Raw genomic sequence first — 20,793 nt, 5'->3', positions numbered from 1 at the left:
GTTACTTCCTCTTTGCCTTCTTGTCCGCACCGTGACCGTAGTAGGTCCGGGTCGGAGAGAATTCACCAAACTTGTGGCCGACCATGTCTTCGTTGACGCTGACCGGAACGTGCTTGCTGCCGTTGTAGACGCCGAAGGTGAGACCGACAAACTGCGGAAGGATCGTGGAGCGGCGGCTCCAGATCTTGATCACTTCGTTGCGACCGCCTTCGCGGACCTTCTCAGCCTTCTTGAGAAGATAACCGTCAACGAACGGACCTTTCCATACTGAACGAGTCATTCGAGACTTCCTCTCTTACTTCTTCTTCTGGTGGCGCGAGCGCATGATGAACTTGTCGGTCGACTTGTTCGAGCGCGTACGCTTACCCTTCGTGGGCTTGCCCCACGGGGTAACCGGGTGACGACCACCCGAGGTACGGCCTTCACCACCGCCGTGCGGGTGGTCAACCGGGTTCATGACGACGCCGCGAACGTGCGGCTTCTTGCCACGCCAACGCGAACGACCAGCCTTACCGTCATTGATGTTGCCGTGGTCGGGGTTCGACACGGCGCCGATCGATGCGAGGCAGGAACCATGCACCAGGCGCTGTTCGCCAGAGTTCAGGCGAAGGATCGCCATGCCCTGGTCGCGGCCAACGAGCTGTGCGTAGGTACCGGCGGAGCGGGCCATCTGGCCGCCCTTGCCCGGCTTCATTTCCACGTTGTGGATGATGGAGCCGACCGGGATGTACTGCAGCGGCATCGTGTTGCCGGGCTTCACGTCAACGGCCTTCTCCGAAGCGATGACCTTGTCGCCGGCAGCGAGGCGCTGCGGAGCGAGGATGTAGGCCTTTTCGCCGTCGGCGTAGTTGACGAGCGCGATGAACGCGGTGCGGTTCGGGTCGTATTCCAGACGCTCGACGGTGCCTTCAACGTCGAACTTGCGACGCTTGAAGTCTACCAGACGATAGGTGCGCTTGTGACCGCCGCCCTGGAAGCGAACGGTGATGCGACCGAGGTTGTTGCGACCGCCCTTGGAGGACAGGCCTTCGGTCAGCGCCTTGACCGGCTTGCCCTTGTAGAGGCCGGACCGGTCAACGATGACCAGCTGACGCTGGCTCGGGGTCGTCGGATTGAAATTTTTCAATGCCATTTTCTTGTTCCCTTTTGGGTTTTTACCCTAATGGGCCTATCCGTTAGAGACCGGTGGAGACGTCGATGGACTGACCGTCGGCGAGCGTGATGACCGCCTTCTTCACGTCCTTCTGCTTCCCGGCAAAGCCGCGGAAACGCTTCGTCTTGCCCTTGCGGACCAGCGTGTTCACGGCCGTAACCTTGACGCCGAACAGAGCTTCGACAGCAGCCTTGATCTCAGGCTTCGAAGCGTCCTTGGCGACGTTGAAGACGACCTGGTTCTGTTCGGAAACCAGCGTCGACTTTTCAGTGATCGAGGGGGACACGATCACGTCGTAGTGGCGAAGATCCGTCATTTGAACCGCTCCTCCAGAGCTTCCACGGCAGCCTTGGAAAGCACGAGCTTGCCACGGCGCAGAATGTCGTAAACGTTGATGCCCTGAACCGGCAGAACGTCCACATTCGGGATGTTCTGGGCTGCGAGCTTGAAGTTGTTCTCGATCTCGGCGCCGCCGATGATGAGAGCGTTGGTGAGGCCGAGCGAGGCGAACACCCCGGCGAGTGCCTTGGTCTTGGCTTCCTTGGCAACGAGATCGTCGATGACGATGATCTCTTCAGCCTTCAGCTTGGCCGAGAGCGCATGGCGCAGGCCGAGAGCACGAACCTTCTTCGGAAGGTCGTGTGCGTGGCTGCGGACAACCGGGCCATGAGCCTTACCACCGCCGCGGAACTGCGGAGCACGAGCGGAGTGGTGGCGGGCGCGGCCCGTACCCTTCTGCTTGTACATCTTGGCGCCGGTGCGCGAAACTTCCGCGCGGCCCTTGGCCTTGTGCGTGCCCTGCTGCTTCTTTGCGAGCTGCCAGCGAACGACGCGGGCAATGATGTCTTCACGGGGTTCGAGGCCGAAAATGGCGTCCGAAAGGGAAACCTTTCCTGCGTCCTTGCCCTCGAGGGTTTTGACGTTGAGATCCATTACTCGGCTCCCTTACTTCGATGCTTCGGCGCGCACAGCGGCCGGACGCGGAGCGCCTTCCGGGGTGCCCGACTTGATGGCGTCACGAACGACGATCCAGGCACCCTTGGAGCCGGGGACAGCGCCCTTGACCAGGATCAGACCGCGGTCTTCATCGGTCGATACGACTTCCAGGTTCTGGGTGGTGACGCGCGTCTGGCCCATGTGACCAGCCATGCGCTTGCCCTTCCAAACGCGGCCCGGATCCTGGTTGGAACCGGTAGAACCATGCGAACGGTGCGATACGGAAACGCCGTGCGTTGCACGCAGACCGCCGAAGTTGTGGCGCTTGATGGCGCCGGCAAAGCCCTTACCGATCGTGGTACCGGTGACGTCGACGAGCTGACCGGCAACGAAATGGTTCGCCGTCAGTTCTGCACCGATGTCGATCAGGTTGTCCGCGGAAACGCGGAACTCGACGAGCTTCGCCTTCGGCTCGACGTTGGCAGCAGCAAAGTGGCCGCGCATCGCCTTCGGCGTGTTCTTGACCTTGGAGCGGCCAGCACCGAGCTGGACAGCAACGTAGCCGTTCTTTTCTTCCGTACGCTGGGCTACCACCTGGCAGCTTTCCAGCTTCAAAACTGTAACCGGGATATGCTCACCGGCGTCGTTATAGACGCGGGTCATTCCCACTTTCTGTGCAATCACACCTGAACGCATTGGTTCATTCCTCTTGAGAGTTAGTGACGGAGCAAGCCCCTTCACATCTCTGGTTTAAGGTTTCCTTGAGATCATCCGATCTTGAGGTCGCCCGTTTTTGGAAGCCGTTGGACCGGGGTCCACGTACCTTCCTTGTTTATTAAAGCTTGATTTCCACGTCGACGCCGGCAGCCAGGTCGAGCTTCATCAGCGCGTCAACGGTCTGCGGGGTCGGGTCTACGATGTCGAGAAGGCGCTTGTGGGTGCGCATTTCGAACTGTTCACGGCTCTTCTTGTCGACGTGCGGCGAGCGGTTGACCGTAAACTTTTCAATGCGCGTCGGCAGCGGTACGGGACCGCGCACGCTTGCACCGGTACGCTTTGCAGTCGACACGATTTCACGCGTCGAGGCGTCGAGGATCCGGTGATCAAACGCCTTGAGGCGGATGCGGATGTTCTGGCCGTTCATACGACTTATCCTTGTTCAGGTTACTTGCGGTTTCCGTGGAAAAACACGCAGTGAACTTCGTTTAATTTCGGCCAGTCCGCTAACTTTTCAAAGATCGGAGGGACAGGGTTTCCCCTGCCCCTTCCTATTTGAGCGGCCGTGGCCGGCCTGTCTTTCTGTGAGCGCACAACGTCGAAGCACCGTGCAAATCACGCGTGGGCGCCATTTGCACTATTTCGTCGTCTTCGGCAAGCCGTGCGACCAACTAAATCTTTCGGGGCGGGTATGTCCAAGGCGCATAGCACATGCGCCTTGTGTCTTCCCGCCCTCAGTCTCGTCGATTACTCGACGATCGAGGCAACGATGCCGGCGCCGACGGTACGGCCGCCTTCGCGGATAGCGAAGCGCAGCTTTTCTTCCATCGCGATCGGAACGATCAGCTCGACGGCAACCGTGACGTTGTCGCCCGGCATAACCATTTCCGTGCCTTCCGGAAGCGTAACGATGCCCGTTACGTCCGTCGTGCGGAAGTAGAACTGCGGACGGTAGTTGGTGAAGAACGGCGTATGACGGCCGCCTTCTTCCTTCGTCAGGATGTAGGCTTCTGCCATGAACTTCTTGTGCGGCTTGACCGAACCCGGCTTGCACAGAATCTGGCCACGCTCAACGCCGTCACGGTTAACACCACGGATCAGCGCGCCGATGTTGTCGCCAGCCTGGCCCTGGTCGAGCAGCTTGCGGAACATTTCAACGCCCGTAACCGTCGTCTTCGACGTGTCGCGGATGCCGACGATTTCGACTTCTTCGCCAACCTTGACGATGCCGCGCTCAACGCGACCGGTCACAACCGTACCACGGCCCGAGATCGAGAACACGTCTTCGATCGGCATCAGGAACGGCTGGTCGATCGGACGCTCAGGCGTCGGGATGTAGGCGTCAACAGCAGCCATAAGCTCGCGGATCGCGTCTTCGCCGATCTTCTTGTCCGAATCTTCCAGAGCAGCAAGAGCCGAGCCCTTGATGATCGGAATGTCGTCGCCCGGGAATTCGTAGGACGACAGAAGTTCGCGAACTTCCAGCTCGACGAGCTCGAGAAGCTCGGCGTCGTCAACCTGGTCGACCTTGTTGAGGAACACGACGATTGCCGGAACGCCAACCTGACGGGCGAGCAGGATGTGCTCGCGGGTCTGCGGCATCGGGCCGTCAGCAGCCGAGCAAACCAGGATCGCGCCGTCCATCTGCGCTGCACCGGTGATCATGTTCTTGACGTAGTCGGCGTGGCCGGGGCAGTCAACGTGCGCGTAGTGACGGTTCGGCGTCTCATACTCAACGTGGGCCGTCGAAATCGTGATACCACGGGCCTTTTCTTCCGGAGCGGCGTCGATCTGGTCGTACGCCTTGAACTCGCCGAAGTACTTCGTGATCGCTGCGGTCAGCGACGTCTTGCCATGGTCAACGTGGCCAATCGTGCCAATGTTAACGTGCGGCTTGTTGCGCTCAAATTTGCTCTTTGCCATTTCCGGCTCTCCGTTTTCTATCCCCTACCGGGGAAAACTTTTAACTTCTGTCAGCGTCTGGGTATTCCGGTCACTTCTGACCGGAATACTTCGCCTGGATTTCCTGCGCGACGTTCGACGGAACCGGCGCGTAGTGATCGAAGGTCATCGTGTACTGCGCGCGGCCCTGAGACATGGAGCGCAGGTTGTCGACGTACTTGAACATGTTCGCCAGCGGAACGTTTGCGTTGATCACAACGGCAACGCCACGCGATTCCTGGCCCTGGATCTGGCCACGGCGGGAGTTCAGGTCGCCGATAACGTCGCCGACGTAGTCTTCCGGCGTTACGACTTCGACCTTCATCATCGGCTCGAGAAGCTGTGCACCAGCCTTCTTGGCCGCTTCACGGAAGCAAGCACGCGATGCGATTTCGAAGGCGAGAACCGACGAGTCGACGTCGTGGAATGCACCGTCGATGAGCGTCGCCTTGACGCCGAGCATCGGGAAGCCAGCGAGCGGACCCGAAGACAGAACGCTTTCGATACCCTTCTGAACGCCCGGGATGTATTCCTTCGGAACAGCACCGCCGACGATCTTGGATTCGAAGACGAAATCTTCGCCATCCGGGTTCGGTTCGAACACGAGCTTGACGCGCGCGAACTGACCGGTACCACCGGACTGCTTCTTGTGCGTGTAGTCTTCTTCGTGCTGACGCGTGATGGTTTCGCGGTAGGCAACCTGCGGAGCACCGACGTTGGCTTCAACCTTGAACTCGCGACGCATACGGTCGACGATGATGTCGAGGTGAAGTTCGCCCATGCCAGCGATGATCGTCTGGCCGGATTCCTGGTCGGTCTTGACGCGGAACGACGGGTCTTCAGCTGCCAGGCGGTTGAGGGCGAGGCCCATCTTTTCCTGGTCGCCCTTGGACTTCGGCTCGATCGCGATCTGGATGACCGGCTCGGGGAATTCCATGCGCTCGAGGATAACCGGCTTCAGCGGGTCGCAGAGCGTGTCACCCGTGGTGGTTTCCTTGAGACCGGCGAGAGCAACGATGTCGCCTGCAAAGGCTTCTTCGATGTCTTCACGGCTGTTCGAGTGCATCTGCAGCATGCGGCCGACGCGCTCGCGCTTGTCCTTGACCGTGTTCATGACAGACGAGCCCTTTTCGAGCTTGCCCGAGTAGATGCGTGCGAAGGTCAGCGAACCGACGAAGGGGTCGTTCATGATCTTGAACGCGAGCATCGAAAGCGGCTCGGCGTCGTCAGCATGACGTTCGATTTCAGCTTCGGTCTTGGCGTCGATGCCCTTGATCGCCGGAATGTCGAGCGGCGACGGCAGGTAGTCGACAACCGCGTCGAGAAGCGGCTGAACGCCCTTGTTCTTGAACGCGGTACCGCAGAACATCGGGTGGAACTTCACGTCGATGGTGCCGCGGCGAACGAGTTCGCGGATCTTGTCGTTCGAGGGCATGTTGCCTTCGAGGTAGGCTTCCATCGCGGCTTCGTCGATCTCGACAACAGTCTCGATCAGCTTTTCGCGATATTCTTCAGCCTTGTCCTTCATGTCGTCCGGGATCTCGACGACGTCCCACTGGGCGCCGAGCGATTCGTCGCGCCAGACGAGAGCGTTCATCTCGACCAGGTCGATAACACCCTTGAACTCGGTTTCAGCGCCGATCGGCAACTGCATGACGACGGCGATCGCGCCCAGACGGGTCTTGATCATCTCGACCGAGCGGTAGAAGTCCGCGCCGGTCTTGTCCATCTTGTTGCAGAAGATCATGCGCGGAACGTTGTACTTTTCCGCCTGACGCCAGACGGTTTCCGTCTGCGGCTCAACACCGGCGTTGGCATCGAGAAGCGCGATAGCGCCGTCGAGAACGCGCAGCGAACGCTCGACTTCGATGGTGAAGTCAACGTGGCCGGGGGTGTCGATGATGTTGAAGCGGCGAGCCTTGCCGTCACGACCCTTCCAGAAGGTGGTCGTCGCAGCAGACGTGATCGTGATGCCGCGTTCCTGCTCCTGCTCCATCCAGTCCATGGTAGCGGCGCCGTCATGGACTTCGCCGATCTTGTGGGACTTGCCGGTGTAGTAAAGGATGCGCTCGGTCGTCGTGGTCTTGCCGGCGTCGATGTGCGCCATGATACCGAAGTTACGGTAATCTTCGATTTTGTATTCGCGTGCCATAGTGGACTGCCTCTTGAGACGTTCGCGCCAGAATTACCAGCGATAGTGCGAGAACGCACGGTTGGCATCAGCCATCTTGTGCGTGTCTTCGCGCTTCTTCACGGCGCTACCACGGTTGTTCGCTGCGTCCATGAGTTCGCCGCAGAGGCGATCAACCATGGTCGTTTCGTTGCGCTTGCGTGCAGCCGTGATCAGCCAACGGATGGCGAGAGCCTGACGGCGCTCCGGACGAACGTCGACCGGAACCTGGTAGGTTGCACCACCAACGCGACGCGAACGCACTTCGACGTGCGGCGCGATGTTGTCGAGCGCGGAATGGAATACAGCGATCGGCTCCTGCTTCAGCTTGGTCTGAACCGCATCGAACGCACCGTAAACGATGCTTTCAGCGACCGACTTCTTGCCGTGCAGCATGATCGCGTTCATGAACTTCGTGACAACCAGATCACCGAACTTCGGATCCGGGTTGATCTCACGCTTTTCTGCTCTATGACGTCTGGACATACTTCTCGTCTCTTCAAACTATTTAGCGCTCTACCACGCGGAGGACCTCGCGCAGCGCCGGGATTTTCAAAACCGAATTACTTCGGACGCTTCGCACCGTACTTCGAACGGCGCTGCTTGCGGTTCTTGACGCCCTGGGTATCGAGAACACCACGGATGATGTGATAACGAACGCCCGGAAGGTCCTTAACGCGGCCGCCACGGATCATCACGACCGAGTGTTCCTGAAGGTTGTGGCCTTCACCCGGAATGTAGCCGATGACTTCGAAGCCGTTCGTCAGGCGAATCTTGGCAACCTTACGCAGAGCCGAGTTCGGCTTCTTCGGGGTCGTCGTGTAAACGCGGGTGCAAACGCCACGCTTCTGCGGGTTTTCCTGCAGAGCAGGAACCTTGTTGCGCTTTACCTGTGCCTGACGAGGCTTACGGATCAGCTGGTTTACGGTAGGCATATACCCATCCCTTGCAAAATCTTGTCACATTACCCTTGCGGGCGGATCGTTGCCGTCGCCGGCAGTTTCGAACGCCTCATGAAATGCGCAAAACAAGGGCCGATCCGCCTTTTCCGCAGATGGCCCCAAATAAAGCAGAGGACGCACTATCGTGTGCGTCGTGCGTGCAGCATTGTAGTCGTCAGCGTGCGTTTCGAACCTTGTTTGAGGCGAACTTCAGAACGCGACGTTCCGAACCAGCCAGCCTCACATGGGCTCCGATGCGGCGGGGTGTACTGATTTCAAGGCGAACAGTCAAGGGCAATTAAGAAATATTCCCGGACGCGCTCGCCCGGCATGCCTGAAAAACAAGGCTTTTGCACATGGTTTGGCGCCTGGCGCCCGCCTCATCTGCCCCTCTATGCCCGGAGTGTCTGACGGGATTAAGGAATCGGCAACCACTTTGTGGGGGTTTTCCACCACGATCGACTCACTCTCCACGGCAAGCGTCCGCGCGGCACTGCATTTCCATCGCGCTGATTCAAAAAGGACGCTAAGGTCGCACCAAGCCCATTCGAAAGGAAACAAAATGGCCGTCACCCCAGACAACGACAATGCCCCGGACGAGCCGATGGTGTTCATCATCATCGGCAAGGCCTACGAGACCGACGGCGACGAGGACGGCGTGGACATTCACGTGATGCTGAAGGCGCCCGACGACGACACCGCGGTGCGCGAAGCGCTGAACGCGCTCGCCGAAGAAGGTTTTCTGGAGGCCGACCTGGACCAGATCGGCACATTGACCGACGTTCCGAGCGAAGAGCCGCACGCCTCCGCCTATCAGGGCGCGCTCGAAGGCGAAGTCGCGATCATCCGCTTCAGCTGACCGGCCAGAGGCGAAATCCGCCGCCTGCTACGAGATACCACACATGAAGAAGCCGCCGGGATTGCTCCCGGCGGCTTCTTTTTTGGGGATCAAGAGGGCGAGACCGCCCTCCCCGATTACTCGGCTGCCGCGTTCTCGTTGGCGAGATCGGCGAGCATCGGCGTTGCGACATCCGCACCCGTGCCACGACGACGCTCTTCCAGGATCATTTCGTCGCGTGCGGTTGCGATGCGACGGATCTGGGTCATCGTGCCACCGGTACCGGCCGGGATCAGACGGCCGACGATGACGTTTTCCTTCAGACCCTGCAGGCCGTCGGTCTTGCCGGCGATTGCGGCTTCCGTGAGGACCTTCGTGGTCTCCTGGAACGACGCTGCCGAGATGAACGACGGCGTCTGCAGCGAGGCCTTGGTGATGCCGAGCAGGACCGGATCGCCGTAAGCCGGCTTCTTGCCCTGTTCGATCAGGCCGTCGTTGACGTCTTCGAGCTCGATGCGGTCGACGTTGTCGCCGACGATGTAGGTCGAGTCACCGGCGTCGGTGATTTCAACCTTCTGCAGCATCTGACGGACGATCACCTCGATGTGCTTGTCGTTGATGACAACGCCCTGCAGTCGGTAAACTTCCTGGATTTCGTTGACCAGGTAGGAAGCAAGTGCTTCCACGCCCTTGATCGCCAGGATGTCGTGCGGCGCCGGGTTGCCGTCGAGGATGTAGTCGCCCTTTTCGATGTAGTCGCCATCCTGAAGATGGAAGGGCTTGCCCTTCGGGATCAGGTATTCGACCGGCTCGACACCGTCTTCCGCAGGCTCGATCAGAACGCGACGCTTGTTCTTGTAGTCGCGGCCGAAACGGATCGTACCATCGATCTCAGCGATGATGGCATGGTCCTTCGGACGACGTGCTTCGAACAGTTCGGCAACGCGCGGCAGACCACCGGTGATGTCCTTGGTCTTGGCGCTTTCGAGCGGCGAACGTGCGAGCACGTCACCCTGCGAAACCTTCGTGCCCGGCTCAACCGACAGAATGGCGTCGACCGAAAGCATGAAGCGGGCGTCGCCACCGCGCGACAGCTTCATGACTGCGCCGTTCTTGTCCTTGATGACGATCGCCGGCTTCAGGTCGGTACCGCGCGGCGTCGAACGCCAATCGATAACCTGACGCTTGGTGATGCCGGTGGACTCGTCGGTCGCTTCCAGAACCGAGATGCCGTCGACGACGTCTTCGAAGTGAACGGTACCTTCCACTTCCGTCATCATCGGACGGGTGTAGGGGTCCCATTCGGCGAGACGCTGACCGCGCTTCACCTTGTCGCCATCGTCGACGAGGATCTTCGAACCGTAGGCGACGCGCTGCGAAGAGCGCTCGACGCCACGTTCATCCAGGATCTGGACGGCCATGTTACGACCCATGGCGACGAGAACGCCGTCAGAGTTGCGCAGCATGTTGCGGTTCTTGATCTGAACCGTACCTTCGTAGGACGCTTCCAGGAACGACTGGTCGACCACGGTCGCCGTACCACCCAAGTGAAAGGTACGCATGGTGAGCTGGGTGCCCGGTTCACCGATCGACTGTGCGGCGATAACGCCAACCGCTTCGCCCATGTTGACCGGCGTACCACGAGCCAGGTCGCGGCCGTAGCAGACGCCGCAAACGCCCGTCTGGATTTCGCAGGTCAGCGCCGAGCGGATACGGATCGACTGAATGCCAGCCTTTTCGATCTCGATGACATCCGGTTCAAGGATCATCCGGCCGGCGTCGACGATGCGAGCGCCCGTGACCGGGTGATCGATGTCGTCCAGAGCCGTACGGCCGAGAATACGAGCGCCAAGCGAAGCCACGACCTGACCGGCATCGACGATCGCCGTCATGGTGAGGCCCTTGTCGGTGCCGCAATCGACGGAGTTGACGATGCAATCCTGCGCGACGTCGACGAGACGACGGGTCAGGTAACCGGAGTTCGCGGTCTTCAAGGCGGTGTCTGCCAGACCCTTACGGGCACCGTGGGTCGAGTTGAAGTACTCGTTAACGGTCAGGCCTTCCTTGAAGTTCGAGATGATCGGCGTCTCGATGATTTCACCCGACGGCTTGGCCATGAGGCCGCGCATGCCGCCCAGCTGGCGCATCTGGTTCGGAGAACCACGAGCACCCGAGTGCGACATCATGTAGATCGAGTTCATCGGCTTCTGGCGACCATTGTCGTCGAACTCGACCGCCTTGATGCGGGCCATCATTTCTTCGGCGACCTTTTCGGTCGCTTTGCCCCAGGCGTCGACAACCTTGTTGTACTTTTCGCCCTGGGTGATGAGGCCGTCGTTGTACTGCTGCTCGTATTCCTTCACGAGCGCTTCAGTGTCGCCGACGATCTTCACCTTGGTGTCCGGAATGACCATGTCGTCCTTGCCGAACGAAATGCCGGCGCGGCAAGCATGGGCGAAGCCGAGCTGCATGATGCGGTCGCAGAAGATGACCGTGTCCTTCTGGCCGCAATGGCGGTAGACCGTGTCGATCATCTTGGAGATGTTCTTCTTGGTCATTTCCTGGTTGCAGGTGTCGAACGGCACGTTGACGTTGCGCGGCAGCAGCTCGCCGATGATCATACGGCCAGGCGTGGTTTCATAGATCTTCGAAACCGGGTTGCCCTCGGCGTCGACGGTCTTGAAGCGGCCACGGATCTTGGCGTGCAGCGTCACGGCCTTGGTTTCGAGCGCGTGGTGCAGCTCGCCCATGTCCGAGAACGCCATGCCTTCGCCCGGCTCGTTCTGGTTCAGGATCGACAAGTAGTAGAGACCGAGAACCATGTCCTGCGACGGAACGATGATCGGTGCGCCGTTTGCCGGGTGCAGGATGTTGTTCGTCGACATCATCAGCACGCGGGCTTCGAGCTGAGCTTCGAGCGACAGCGGCACGTGAACGGCCATCTGGTCGCCGTCGAAATCGGCGTTGAAGGCCGTGCAGACGAGCGGGTGCAGCTGGATCGCCTTGCCTTCGACCAGGGTCGGTTCGAAGGCCTGGATGCCCAGGCGGTGCAGCGTCGGCGCACGGTTCAGGAGAACCGGGTGCTCGCGGATGACCTCGTCGAGGATATCCCAGACTTCCGGCTTTTCCTTTTCGACGAGCTTCTTGGCCTGCTTGACGGTGGACGAGAAGCCCTTGGCGTCAAGACGCGCATAGATGAACGGCTTGAACAGCTCAAGCGCCATCTTCTTCGGCAGGCCGCACTGGTGCAGCTTCAGTTCCGGACCGGTCACGATGACCGAACGGCCGGAATAGTCGACGCGCTTGCCGAGCAGGTTCTGACGGAAGCGGCCCTGCTTGCCCTTGAGCATGTCGGACAGCGACTTCAGCGGACGCTTGTTGGCGCCGGTGATGACGCGGCCACGACGGCCGTTGTCGAACAGCGCATCGACAGATTCCTGCAGCATGCGCTTTTCGTTGCGGATGATGATGCCCGGAGCGCGCAGTTCGATCAGGCGCTTCAGACGGTTGTTACGGTTGATGACGCGGCGATAGAGATCGTTCAGATCCGACGTCGCGAAACGGCCGCCGTCGAGCGGAACCAGCGGACGCAGATCCGGCGGGATCACCGGAACGACCTTCATGATCATCCATTCCGGGCGGTTGCCGGAATCCATGAAGTTCTCGACGATCTTCAGCCGCTTCATCAGCTTCTTCTGCTTCAGATCCGAGGTCGTCTCAGCGAGCTCGGCGCGCAGGTCGCCGGCGATCTTTTCCAGGTTCATCGAAGCGAGCATTTCATAGATCGCTTCGGCGCCGATCATGGCGGTGAACTGGTCTTCGCCGAATTCGTCGACGGCGAGCATGTAGTCTTCTTCGCTGAGGAGCTGGTTTTCCTTCAGCGACGTCAGACCCGGCTCGGTGACGATGTAGTTTTCGAAGTACAGAACGCGCTCGACATCCTTCAGCGTCATGTCGAGCAGCGTCGAAATGCGGCTCGGCAGCGACTTCAGGAACCAGATGTGGGCAACGGGAGCGGCGAGCTCGATGTGGCCCATGCGCTCACGGCGAACGCGCGACAGCGTCACTTCGACGCCGCACTTTTCGCAGATGATGCCCTTGTACTTCATGCGCTTGTACTTGCCGCACAGGCACTCGTAGTCCTTGATCGGTCCAAAGATGCGCGCGCAGAACAGACCGTCGCGTTCCGGCTTGAACGTGCGGTAGTTGATCGTCTCCGGCTTCTTGATCTCACCGTAAGACCAGGAAAGAATCTTCTCCGGCGAGGCGATCGAAATCCGGATGGAATCGAAGGTCTGTGCAGGCACCTGCGGATTGAAAAGATTCATGACCTCTTGGTTCATGCCTGTCTCCTTTACGGGCTTTACGCCCTGAGCTTGGCGAGGGTGCCGACAAATCCCGGGCGCCGGCCCCTGCCCCATAAACAGCTAAAACCGCATTGGCTGCGGCTTCGTTCCTGCCGGAGACGTCAGCGTCTCCCGGCGGAAACGGTGCGCGCCGCATTGGCGGCACGCACCTTGGGTCTCTTTACTCGGCTGCGTCGGGCAGTTGCGCCGCGCCAGCCTCGTCGACCTTCGAGTTTTCGAGCTCGACCGAAAGGCCCAGCGAGCGCATTTCCTTGACAAGAACGTTGAAGCTCTCCGGAATGCCCGCTTCGAAGGTGTCGTCGCCACGGACGATCGCTTCGTAGACCTTGGTACGACCAGCAACGTCGTCCGACTTGACCGTCAGCATTTCCTGCAGGGTGTAGGCGGCGCCGTACGCTTCGAGCGCCCAGACCTCCATTTCCCCGAAGCGCTGACCGCCGAACTGCGCCTTACCACCGAGCGGCTGCTGGGTGACGAGCGAGTACGGACCGATCGAACGGGCGTGGATCTTGTCGTCGACCAGGTGGTTGAGCTTCAGCATGTAGATGTAGCCCACGGTCACCTGGCGGTCGAACTGATCGCCGGTACGGCCGTCATAGAGCGTCGACTGGCCGGTCACCTTCAGACCTGCCTGCTCCAGCATCTCGTTGACGTCGGCTTCGACAGCACCGTCGAAGACCGGCGTTGCGATCGAGACGCCGCGACGGGTCTGCTCGGCCAGGCGCACGATCGACTCGTCGTCGTACTGCTTGATCGGCTCACCCTTCGGGCCCGACCCGATGACGCTGTCGATGGTGTCGCGCAGCGGCTGGATATCGGCACCTGCCTTGTAGGCGTCGAGCATCGCGCCAATCTTCTGACCCATGCCGGCGCAAGCCCAGCCCAGGTGGGTTTCGAGGATCTGGCCGACGTTCATGCGCGAAGGCACGCCGAGCGGGTTCAGAACGACGTCGACATGCGTGCCGTCTTCCAGGAACGGCATGTCTTCGATCGGCACGATACGCGACACGACACCCTTGTTGCCGTGACGGCCGGCCATCTTGTCGCCCGGCTGGATCTTGCGCTTCACAGCGACGAAGACCTTGACCATCTTCATGACGCCCGGAGGCATTTCGTCGCCGCGCTGGACCTTCTCGACCTTGTCCATGAAGCGCTGTTCAAGGCGCGACTTGGATTCATCGTACTGGGCGCGCAGAGCTTCGATCTCGCCCTGAGCCTTTTCGTCTTCGACGGCGAACATCCACCACTGCGAGCGGGGGTACTCGCTGACGACGAGGTTCGAAAGCTCGGTGCCCTTCTTGAAGCCCTTCGGGCCGGCAACGGCCGTGTGGCCACGCAGCATGTCGACGAGGCGGGCATAGACGTTGCGGTCCAGGATCGCCTGTTCGTCGTCACGGTCCTTGGCGAGGCGTTCGATTTCCTCGCGCTCGATCGCCATCGCGCGCTCGTCCTTCTCAACGCCGTGGCGGTTGAAGACGCGAACTTCGACGACGGTACCGAAGGTGCCCGGGGGCATGCGCATCGAGGTATCGCGAACGTCGGAAGCCTTCTCACCGAAGATGGCGCGCAGAAGCTTTTCTTCCGGCGTCATCGGGCTTTCGCCCTTCGGCGTGATCTTGCCGACGAGGATGTCACCCGGCTGAACCTCAGCACCGATATAAACGATACCGGCTTCGTCGAGGTTGCGCAGCGCTTCTTCCGAAACGTTCGGAATGTCGCGGGTGATTTCTTCCGGACCCAGCTTGGTGTCACGCGCCATCACTTCGAATTCTTCGATGTGGATGGAGGTGAACACGTCGTCGCGCACGATCCGCTCGGAGAGCAGGATCGAGTCTTCGTAGTTGTAGCCGTTCCACGGCATGAACGCGACGAGCGCGTTGCGGCCGAGAGCCAGGTCACCGAGGTCGGTCGACGGACCGTCAGCGATGATGTCGCCCTTGTTCAGGATGTCACCGACGGTGACCAGCGGGCGCTGGTTGACGCAGGTGTTCTGGTTCGAACGCTGGAACTTCTGCAGACGATAGATATCGACGCCCGACTTCGACGGATCGAGGTCTTCGGTGGCGCGGATAACGATACGGGTCGCGTCAACCTGGTCGACGACACCGCCACGACGGGCAGCAATTGCTGCGCCGGAGTCGCGGGCAACGACCGGCTCCATGCCGGTACCTACGAACGGTGCTTCGGCACGCAGCAGCGGCACGGCCTGACGCTGCATGTTCGAGCCCATCAGTGCGCGGTTGGCGTCGTCGTTCTCAAGGAACGGGATGAGCGCCGCTGCGACCGAAACGAGCTGCTTCGGCGAAACGTCCATCAGGTTGATGTTGTCGCGCGGCGCCAGCATAACTTCGCCGGCGTGACGGCAAACAACGAACTCTTCAGCGAACGAACCGTCGTTCTCGAGAATCGAGTTTGCCTGGGCAACGTGGTACTTCGCCTCTTCCATTGCGGAGAGATAGACGACGTCGTTCGTCACCTTGCCGTCAACGATCTTGCGGTACGGGCTTTCGATGAAGCCGTACTTGTTGACGCGGGCAAAGGTTGCAAGCGAGTTGATCAGACCGATGTTCGGGCCTTCCGGCGTTTCGATCGGGCAAATACGGCCGTAGTGGGTCGGATGAACGTCGCGGACTTCGAAGCCGGCGCGCTCGCGGGTCAGACCACCCGGGCCAAGAGCCGAAAGACGGCGCTTGTGGGTGATTTCCGAAAGCGGGTTCACCTGGTCCATGAACTGCGACAGCTGCGAGGAGCCGAAGAACTCGCGAACGGCGGCAGCAGCCGGCTTCGCGTTGATCAGGTCCTGCGGCATGACCGTGTCGATTTCGATCGAGGACATACGTTCCTTGATCGCGCGCTCCATGCGGAGCAGACCGAGACGGTACTGGTTCTCCATGAGCTCGCCGACCGAACGAACACGGCGGTTGCCGAGGTTGTCGATGTCGTCGATCTCGCCCTTGCCGTCACGCAGCTCGACGAGCATCTTGACCACGGCCAGGATGTCTTCCTTGCGCAGGATGCGCACGGTGTCGGCGACTTCGAGGTCGAGGCGCATGTTCATCTTGACGCGGCCGACGGCCGAGAGGTCGTAACGCTCGGCATCGAAGAACAGCGTGTTGAACATGGCTTCCGCGGAATCCATGGTCGGCGGTTCACCCGGACGCATGACGCGGTAGATGTCGAACAGAGCGTCCTGACGGTTCTCGTTCTTGTCGACGGTCAGCGTGTTGCGGATGTAGGCGCCGACATTGATGTGGTCGATGTCGAGAACCGGGATCTCGTCGAAACCGGCCGAGAGGATGACCGGAAGGGTCTTCTCGTCGATCTCGTCGCCGGCTTCGAGGTAGATTTCACCGGTGCTGAAGTTGACGACGTCTTCGGCAAGGTAGTTGCCGTAGAGGTCGTCGTTGGTCGCCTTGAGCGCCTTCAGGCCCTTTTCCTGCAACTGGCGAAGCAGACGCGGGGTCAGCTTCTTGCCGGATTCGACAACGACTTCGCCGGTGTCGGCGTCGATCATGTCGGCGAGCGTCTTCTGGCCCTTCAGCGCATCCGGCTGGAAAGGCACGCGCCAACCTTCGCCGTCGCGCTGGTAGAGCGACTTCGTGTAGAAGGTGTCGAGGATTTCCTCGCCGTCCATGCCGAGCGCCATCAGCAGCGACGTCACCGGAATCTTGCGGCGGCGGTCGATACGGGCGTGAACGATGTCCTTGGCGTCGAACTCGATGTCGAGCCAGGAACCGCGGTACGGAATGACGCGGGCTGCAAAGAGCAGCTTGCCCGACGAGTGGCTCTTGCCCTTGTCGTGGTCGAAGAACACGCCCGGCGAACGGTGCATCTGCGAAACGATGACGCGCTCGGTGCCGTTGACGATGAAGGTACCGTTGTCGGTCATGAGCGGCATGTCGCCCATGTAGACGTTCTGTTCCTTGATGTCCTTGATCGACTTTGCGCCGGTATCCTCGTCGATATCGAACACGATGAGGCGCAGCGTCACCTTGAGCGGCGCTGCGTAGGTCAGATCGCGCTGACGGCATTCTTCGACGTCGAACTTCGGCGGCTCGAATTCGTACGAAACGAATTCAAGCATCGATGCGCCCGAGAAATCCTTGATCGGGAACACCGACTTGAAAACGGCTTGAAGCCCTTCATCAGGGCGACCGCCCTTGGGCTCTTCAACCATCAGAAACTGGTCGTAGGATGCCTTTTGAACCTCGATGAGGTTCGGCATTTCTGCGACTTCTGGAATTTTACCAAAAAACTTGCGTACGCGCCTGCGACCGTTAAACGAAAGGGTCTGAGCCATCGTCGCTCCTTGTCAATCTTGCATCCGGGCCTGCAACGGACGGGAACCGATGGCCAGTCGACCCCGTCAATCAATGAGTAGTTCAATCTCGTCCAACCAACGAAAAACGCTCAGCGCGGATTGCTGTGCTGCCTTCCGTTCGAGACCATCCTCTTGAAGAACCCATTACCCAAAAGCCGTTTTTCGACAGGCTTTTGGGTAATATGTTCTAAAAACGGTCAAAGAGAGGCGGCCTGAAAAGGCCACCTCCCCTTGCATGTAGCCGAATTACTTGACGTCAACCTTGGCGCCAGCGTCTTCGAGCTTCTTCTTGAGGTCAGCAGCTTCAGCCTTGGAAACTGCTTCCTTAACCGGCTTCGGAGCGCCTTCGACCAGGTCCTTGGCTTCCTTGAGGCCGAGGCCGGTGATGCCGCGAACTTCCTTGATGACGTTGATCTTGTTGGCGCCAGCGTCAACGAGGATAACGTCAAACTCGGTCTTTTCTTCTTCAGCAGCAGCCGGAGCAGCAGCGCCGCCAGCAGCAGCGACAGCTACCGGAGCAGCAGCCGAAACGCCCCACTTCTCTTCGAGCAGCTTGGAAAGCTCAGCAGCTTCCAGAACGGTCAGCGAGGAGAGGTCTTCAACGATCTTTGCGAGATCAGCCATTTTACTTTTCCTTTTGTTCGGTTCGAACTGGTTTTAAATAGAGCAGCGAAAATCCGCCTTAGGCGGCTTCGTCCTTCTTGGCATAGGCCGAGAACACGCGAGCAAGCTGGCTTGCCGGTGCCTGAACAACCGTTGCGACGCGGGTTGCCGGGGCATTGAGAAGGCCCAGCAGCTTTGCGCGCAGCTCGTCGAGCGAAGGCAGGGTCGCAAGCGACTTGACTGCTTCGGCGTTGAGCGTGGTCGTGCCCATGGCGCCACCGAGAACAACGAGCTTGTCGTTGGTCTTGGCGAAATCCATGACAACCTTAGGAGCCGTGATCGGGTCTTCGCTGTATGCGATCAGCGTCTGACCCTTGAAGAGATTGGTCATCCCTTCCGACTCGGTGCCCTGAAGAGCGATCTTGGCCAGGCGGTTTTTCGCGACTTTGACGGTGCCGCCAGCAGCGCGCATCTTCGAACGGAAGTCGTTCATCTGCGCAACTGTGACACCAGCATAGTGGGCCACGACAACCGAACCGGAAGCCTTGAAGACTTCGTTCAGCTCCGTGACGAATTCGCGTTTTTCCGCTCTTTCCACTGTCTGTCTCCAGTAGACAGGGTTGCAATAATGCAGCCCCATCGGGTTTGCCTTTGTCACCCGAGATCTGCTCGATCCCTGATAACGCTTAAGGATCCTGTCCCTTGGCGTTCCCGGAAGAGCCGGGTCTGACACAAGGCAAGCGAGGTTCGAACCGAATTTCGACGCCTCCGGCGCCATAGTGAAATTCAGATCTTACCCGTCTCATGCAGGCCGAAGTGATTAAGGTATAACCACCCGCAATCTCGGACAGGAGTTCCGGACTTGACGTCCGGATTCCCGGCCCCGAAAGGCCGGGAATTCAGTCTCGGGCCGAAGCCCGAAATTCATTAGGCGACGCTGAGCGTGGCGGGGTCGATCTTGAGACCCGGGCCCATGGTCGACGAAATCGCGACGCGCTTGACGTAGTTGCCCTTGGCGCCGGTCGGCTTCGCCTTGACGACAGCGTCAGCAAAAGCACGGATGTTTTCTTCCAGTGCCTTGGCGTCGAAGGACGCCTTGCCGATGCCAGCGTGAACGATACCAGCCTTCTCGACGCGGAATTCAACGGCGCCGCCCTTGGAAGCCTTGACGGCACCAGCGACATCCATCGTAACCGTGCCGACCTTCGGGTTCGGCATCATGCCACGCGGGCCGAGAACCTTACCGAGGCGGCCGACGAGCGGCATCATGTCCGGGGTGGCGATGCAACGATCGAAATCGATCTTGCCGCCCTGGACGATTTCGACGAGCTCTTCTGCGCCAACGACGTCAGCACCAGCAGCCTTGGCTTCATCAGCCTTGGCGCCACGTGCGAAAACGGCGACGCGAACCGAGCGGCCGGTACCGTTCGGCAGGTTGACAACGCCGCGGACCATCTGGTCAGCGTGGCGCGGGTCAACGCCGAGGTTCATCGCAACTTCGATGGTTTCGTCGAACTTGGCAGTTGCGCGTTCCTTGACCATCGAGACGGCTTCGGTGAGACCGTAGATCTTCGTCGGGTCAACGCCCTCGCGGGACTTCTGTACTCGCTTTGCAATCTTCGCCATGGTCTTAGCCTACCACTTCCAGGCCCATAGCGCGGGCAGAGCCCTCGATCATGGCCATTGCGCCTTCGATATCGGCAGCATTGAGATCCTTCATCTTGGCTTCGGCGATCGACTTGATCTGAGCCTTGGTGAGCTTGCCGGCCGAACCGCCCTTACCGGGGGTCTTCGAACCGGACTGGATCTTCGCTTCCTTCTTCAGGAAGTAGCTGACCGGCGGCTGCTTCATGACGAAGGTGAAGGACTTGTCCTGGTAATAGGTGATGACGACCGGGATCGGCATACCCTTTTCCATTTCCTGCGTGGCGGCATTGAACGCCTTGCAGAATTCCATGATGTTAATGCCACGCTGACCAAGCGCAGGACCGATCGGCGGGGACGGATTGGCCGACCCAGCCTTCACCTGCAGCTTGAGCTGGCCTGCAACTTTCTTAGCCATTTCTCTCTGCCTTTCTGAAATCCCCTTGCGACGGATCGCACCGAGGATCAATTGCGCCGGTTTCCCGACTTGTGCCGATCACGGGGATCGGCGGCTGCGGTTGCGTGGTGCGGAACATCCGACCCGGCTAAGGCCGGCATCCTTCCACGCGCATGCGGATTTCTCCGCCAGAATGGGCCGAAACCCACCCTATCCTTTTAAGGCCTTATCAGACCTTCTCGACCTGACCGTATTCCAGCTCGACCGGGGTCGCGCGACCAAAAATCGAAACTTCGACCTTGAGGCGCGAACGCTCTTCGTCGACATCCTGAACGACGCCGTTGAACGAAGCGAACGGACCATCCGAAACGCGAACCTGTTCGCCGATCTCGAACGAGACCGAAGGCTTCGGACGCTCGACACCATCCTGGACCTGACCGAGGATGCGCTCGGCTTCATGGTCCGGAATCGGAACGGGCTTGCTGTCGGTACCGAGGAAGCCGGTTACCTTCGGCGTGTTCTTGATGAGGTGGAATGCCTCGTCCGTCAGATTGGCGCGAACCAGAACGTAGCCCGGGAAGAACTTGCGCTCGGCGTCGACCTTGCGGCCACGACGCACTTCGACAACCTTCTCGGTCGGCACGAGAATCTTCTCGAACAGATGTTCGAGACCCTTCTGCTTGGCCTTTTCCTCGATCGATTCAGCGACCTTCTTTTCGAAGTTCGAATAGGCGTGAACAATGTACCAGCGCGCAGCCATACTAG

At 59.8% G+C, this 20,793-nt stretch carries 18 protein-coding genes; 1 reads left to right on the top strand and 17 read right to left on the bottom strand.

Annotated features, from left to right (window positions below; all coding sequences use genetic code 11):
- Position 1: 1 nt before the first annotated feature.
- From rpsS to rpsL, 10 genes are all read right to left on the bottom strand, one after another.
- A complete protein-coding gene (gene rpsS, locus ACIQUG_RS01615) occupies positions 2-280 on the bottom strand; it encodes a 30S ribosomal protein S19 (RefSeq protein WP_018239488.1) in 279 nt (92 codons plus the stop codon).
- Positions 281-295: 15 nt separating this feature from the next.
- Entirely contained in the window at positions 296-1,132 is an 837-nt protein-coding gene (rplB, locus tag ACIQUG_RS01610; protein ID WP_043623402.1) for a 50S ribosomal protein L2, read from the bottom strand.
- A gap of 43 nt (positions 1,133-1,175) precedes the next feature.
- Positions 1,176-1,469, bottom strand: coding sequence for a 50S ribosomal protein L23 (locus tag ACIQUG_RS01605; protein WP_034795524.1), 294 nt, complete (start codon positions 1,467-1,469; stop codon positions 1,176-1,178).
- Positions 1,466-2,086 carry a 50S ribosomal protein L4 gene (rplD, locus tag ACIQUG_RS01600; protein WP_034795521.1) on the bottom strand — a complete coding sequence of 207 codons (621 nt, stop codon included), beginning with the start codon at positions 2,084-2,086 and terminating at the stop codon, positions 1,466-1,468. The genes ACIQUG_RS01605 and rplD overlap by 4 nt, the downstream gene beginning before the upstream one ends.
- Before the next feature lie 12 nt (positions 2,087-2,098).
- Complete coding sequence (rplC, locus tag ACIQUG_RS01595; RefSeq protein ID WP_034795518.1) at positions 2,099-2,785, bottom strand: 50S ribosomal protein L3; 687 nt, start codon at positions 2,783-2,785, stop codon at positions 2,099-2,101.
- Positions 2,786-2,924: 139 nt separating this feature from the next.
- A complete protein-coding gene (gene rpsJ, locus ACIQUG_RS01590; protein WP_003507767.1) occupies positions 2,925-3,233 on the bottom strand; it encodes a 30S ribosomal protein S10 in 309 nt (102 codons plus the stop codon).
- Positions 3,234-3,553: 320 nt separating this feature from the next.
- Entirely contained in the window at positions 3,554-4,729 is a 1,176-nt protein-coding gene (gene tuf, locus ACIQUG_RS01585; RefSeq protein WP_034795467.1) for an elongation factor Tu, read from the bottom strand.
- A gap of 70 nt (positions 4,730-4,799) precedes the next feature.
- Entirely contained in the window at positions 4,800-6,899 is a 2,100-nt protein-coding gene (gene fusA / locus ACIQUG_RS01580) for an elongation factor G (RefSeq protein ID WP_043626308.1), read from the bottom strand.
- Positions 6,900-6,932: 33 nt separating this feature from the next.
- Positions 6,933-7,403 carry a 30S ribosomal protein S7 gene (gene rpsG, locus ACIQUG_RS01575; protein WP_043626305.1) on the bottom strand — a complete coding sequence of 157 codons (471 nt, stop codon included), beginning with the start codon at positions 7,401-7,403 and terminating at the stop codon, positions 6,933-6,935.
- A 77-nt stretch (positions 7,404-7,480) separates the two neighbouring features.
- Positions 7,481-7,852: a 30S ribosomal protein S12 gene (gene rpsL / locus ACIQUG_RS01570; RefSeq protein WP_003507760.1), complete on the bottom strand. Its 372-nt coding sequence runs from the start codon at positions 7,850-7,852 to the stop codon at positions 7,481-7,483.
- 568 nt (positions 7,853-8,420) lie between these two features.
- Between rpsL and ACIQUG_RS01565 the strand changes: the two genes are divergently transcribed.
- Entirely contained in the window at positions 8,421-8,717 is a 297-nt protein-coding gene (locus tag ACIQUG_RS01565; protein ID WP_034795498.1) for a hypothetical protein, read from the top strand.
- 116 nt (positions 8,718-8,833) lie between these two features.
- On the opposite strand, the gene rpoC is transcribed toward ACIQUG_RS01565, so the two are convergent.
- From rpoC to nusG, 7 genes are all read right to left on the bottom strand, one after another.
- Positions 8,834-13,039 carry a DNA-directed RNA polymerase subunit beta' gene (gene rpoC / locus ACIQUG_RS01560; RefSeq protein ID WP_043626302.1) on the bottom strand — a complete coding sequence of 1,402 codons (4,206 nt, stop codon included), beginning with the start codon at positions 13,037-13,039 and terminating at the stop codon, positions 8,834-8,836.
- A gap of 184 nt (positions 13,040-13,223) precedes the next feature.
- A complete protein-coding gene (rpoB, locus tag ACIQUG_RS01555) occupies positions 13,224-17,363 on the bottom strand; it encodes a DNA-directed RNA polymerase subunit beta (protein WP_192447226.1) in 4,140 nt (1,379 codons plus the stop codon).
- A gap of 267 nt (positions 17,364-17,630) precedes the next feature.
- A complete protein-coding gene (rplL, locus tag ACIQUG_RS01550; protein ID WP_034795489.1) occupies positions 17,631-18,008 on the bottom strand; it encodes a 50S ribosomal protein L7/L12 in 378 nt (125 codons plus the stop codon).
- Between the two features lie 58 nt (positions 18,009-18,066).
- A complete protein-coding gene (rplJ, locus tag ACIQUG_RS01545; protein WP_034795485.1) occupies positions 18,067-18,585 on the bottom strand; it encodes a 50S ribosomal protein L10 in 519 nt (172 codons plus the stop codon).
- 329 nt (positions 18,586-18,914) lie between these two features.
- The gene (gene rplA, locus ACIQUG_RS01540; RefSeq protein ID WP_043626296.1) at positions 18,915-19,613 is read right to left on the bottom strand and encodes a 50S ribosomal protein L1; all 699 of its coding nucleotides are present in this window, start codon (positions 19,611-19,613) and stop codon (positions 18,915-18,917) included.
- A gap of 4 nt (positions 19,614-19,617) precedes the next feature.
- The gene (rplK, locus tag ACIQUG_RS01535; RefSeq protein ID WP_043626293.1) at positions 19,618-20,049 is read right to left on the bottom strand and encodes a 50S ribosomal protein L11; all 432 of its coding nucleotides are present in this window, start codon (positions 20,047-20,049) and stop codon (positions 19,618-19,620) included.
- A gap of 208 nt (positions 20,050-20,257) precedes the next feature.
- The gene (gene nusG, locus ACIQUG_RS01530) at positions 20,258-20,788 is read right to left on the bottom strand and encodes a transcription termination/antitermination protein NusG (protein ID WP_034795476.1); all 531 of its coding nucleotides are present in this window, start codon (positions 20,786-20,788) and stop codon (positions 20,258-20,260) included.
- Positions 20,789-20,793 lie beyond the last annotated feature (5 nt).

Origin of the sequence: Ensifer sp. NPDC090286 (assembly GCF_044769565.1) — a bacterium.
GTDB lineage: Bacteria > Pseudomonadota > Alphaproteobacteria > Rhizobiales > Rhizobiaceae > Ensifer.
The sequence above is the reverse complement of the archived record's forward strand: the minus strand, read 5'-3'. Positions and strand labels throughout refer to the sequence as shown.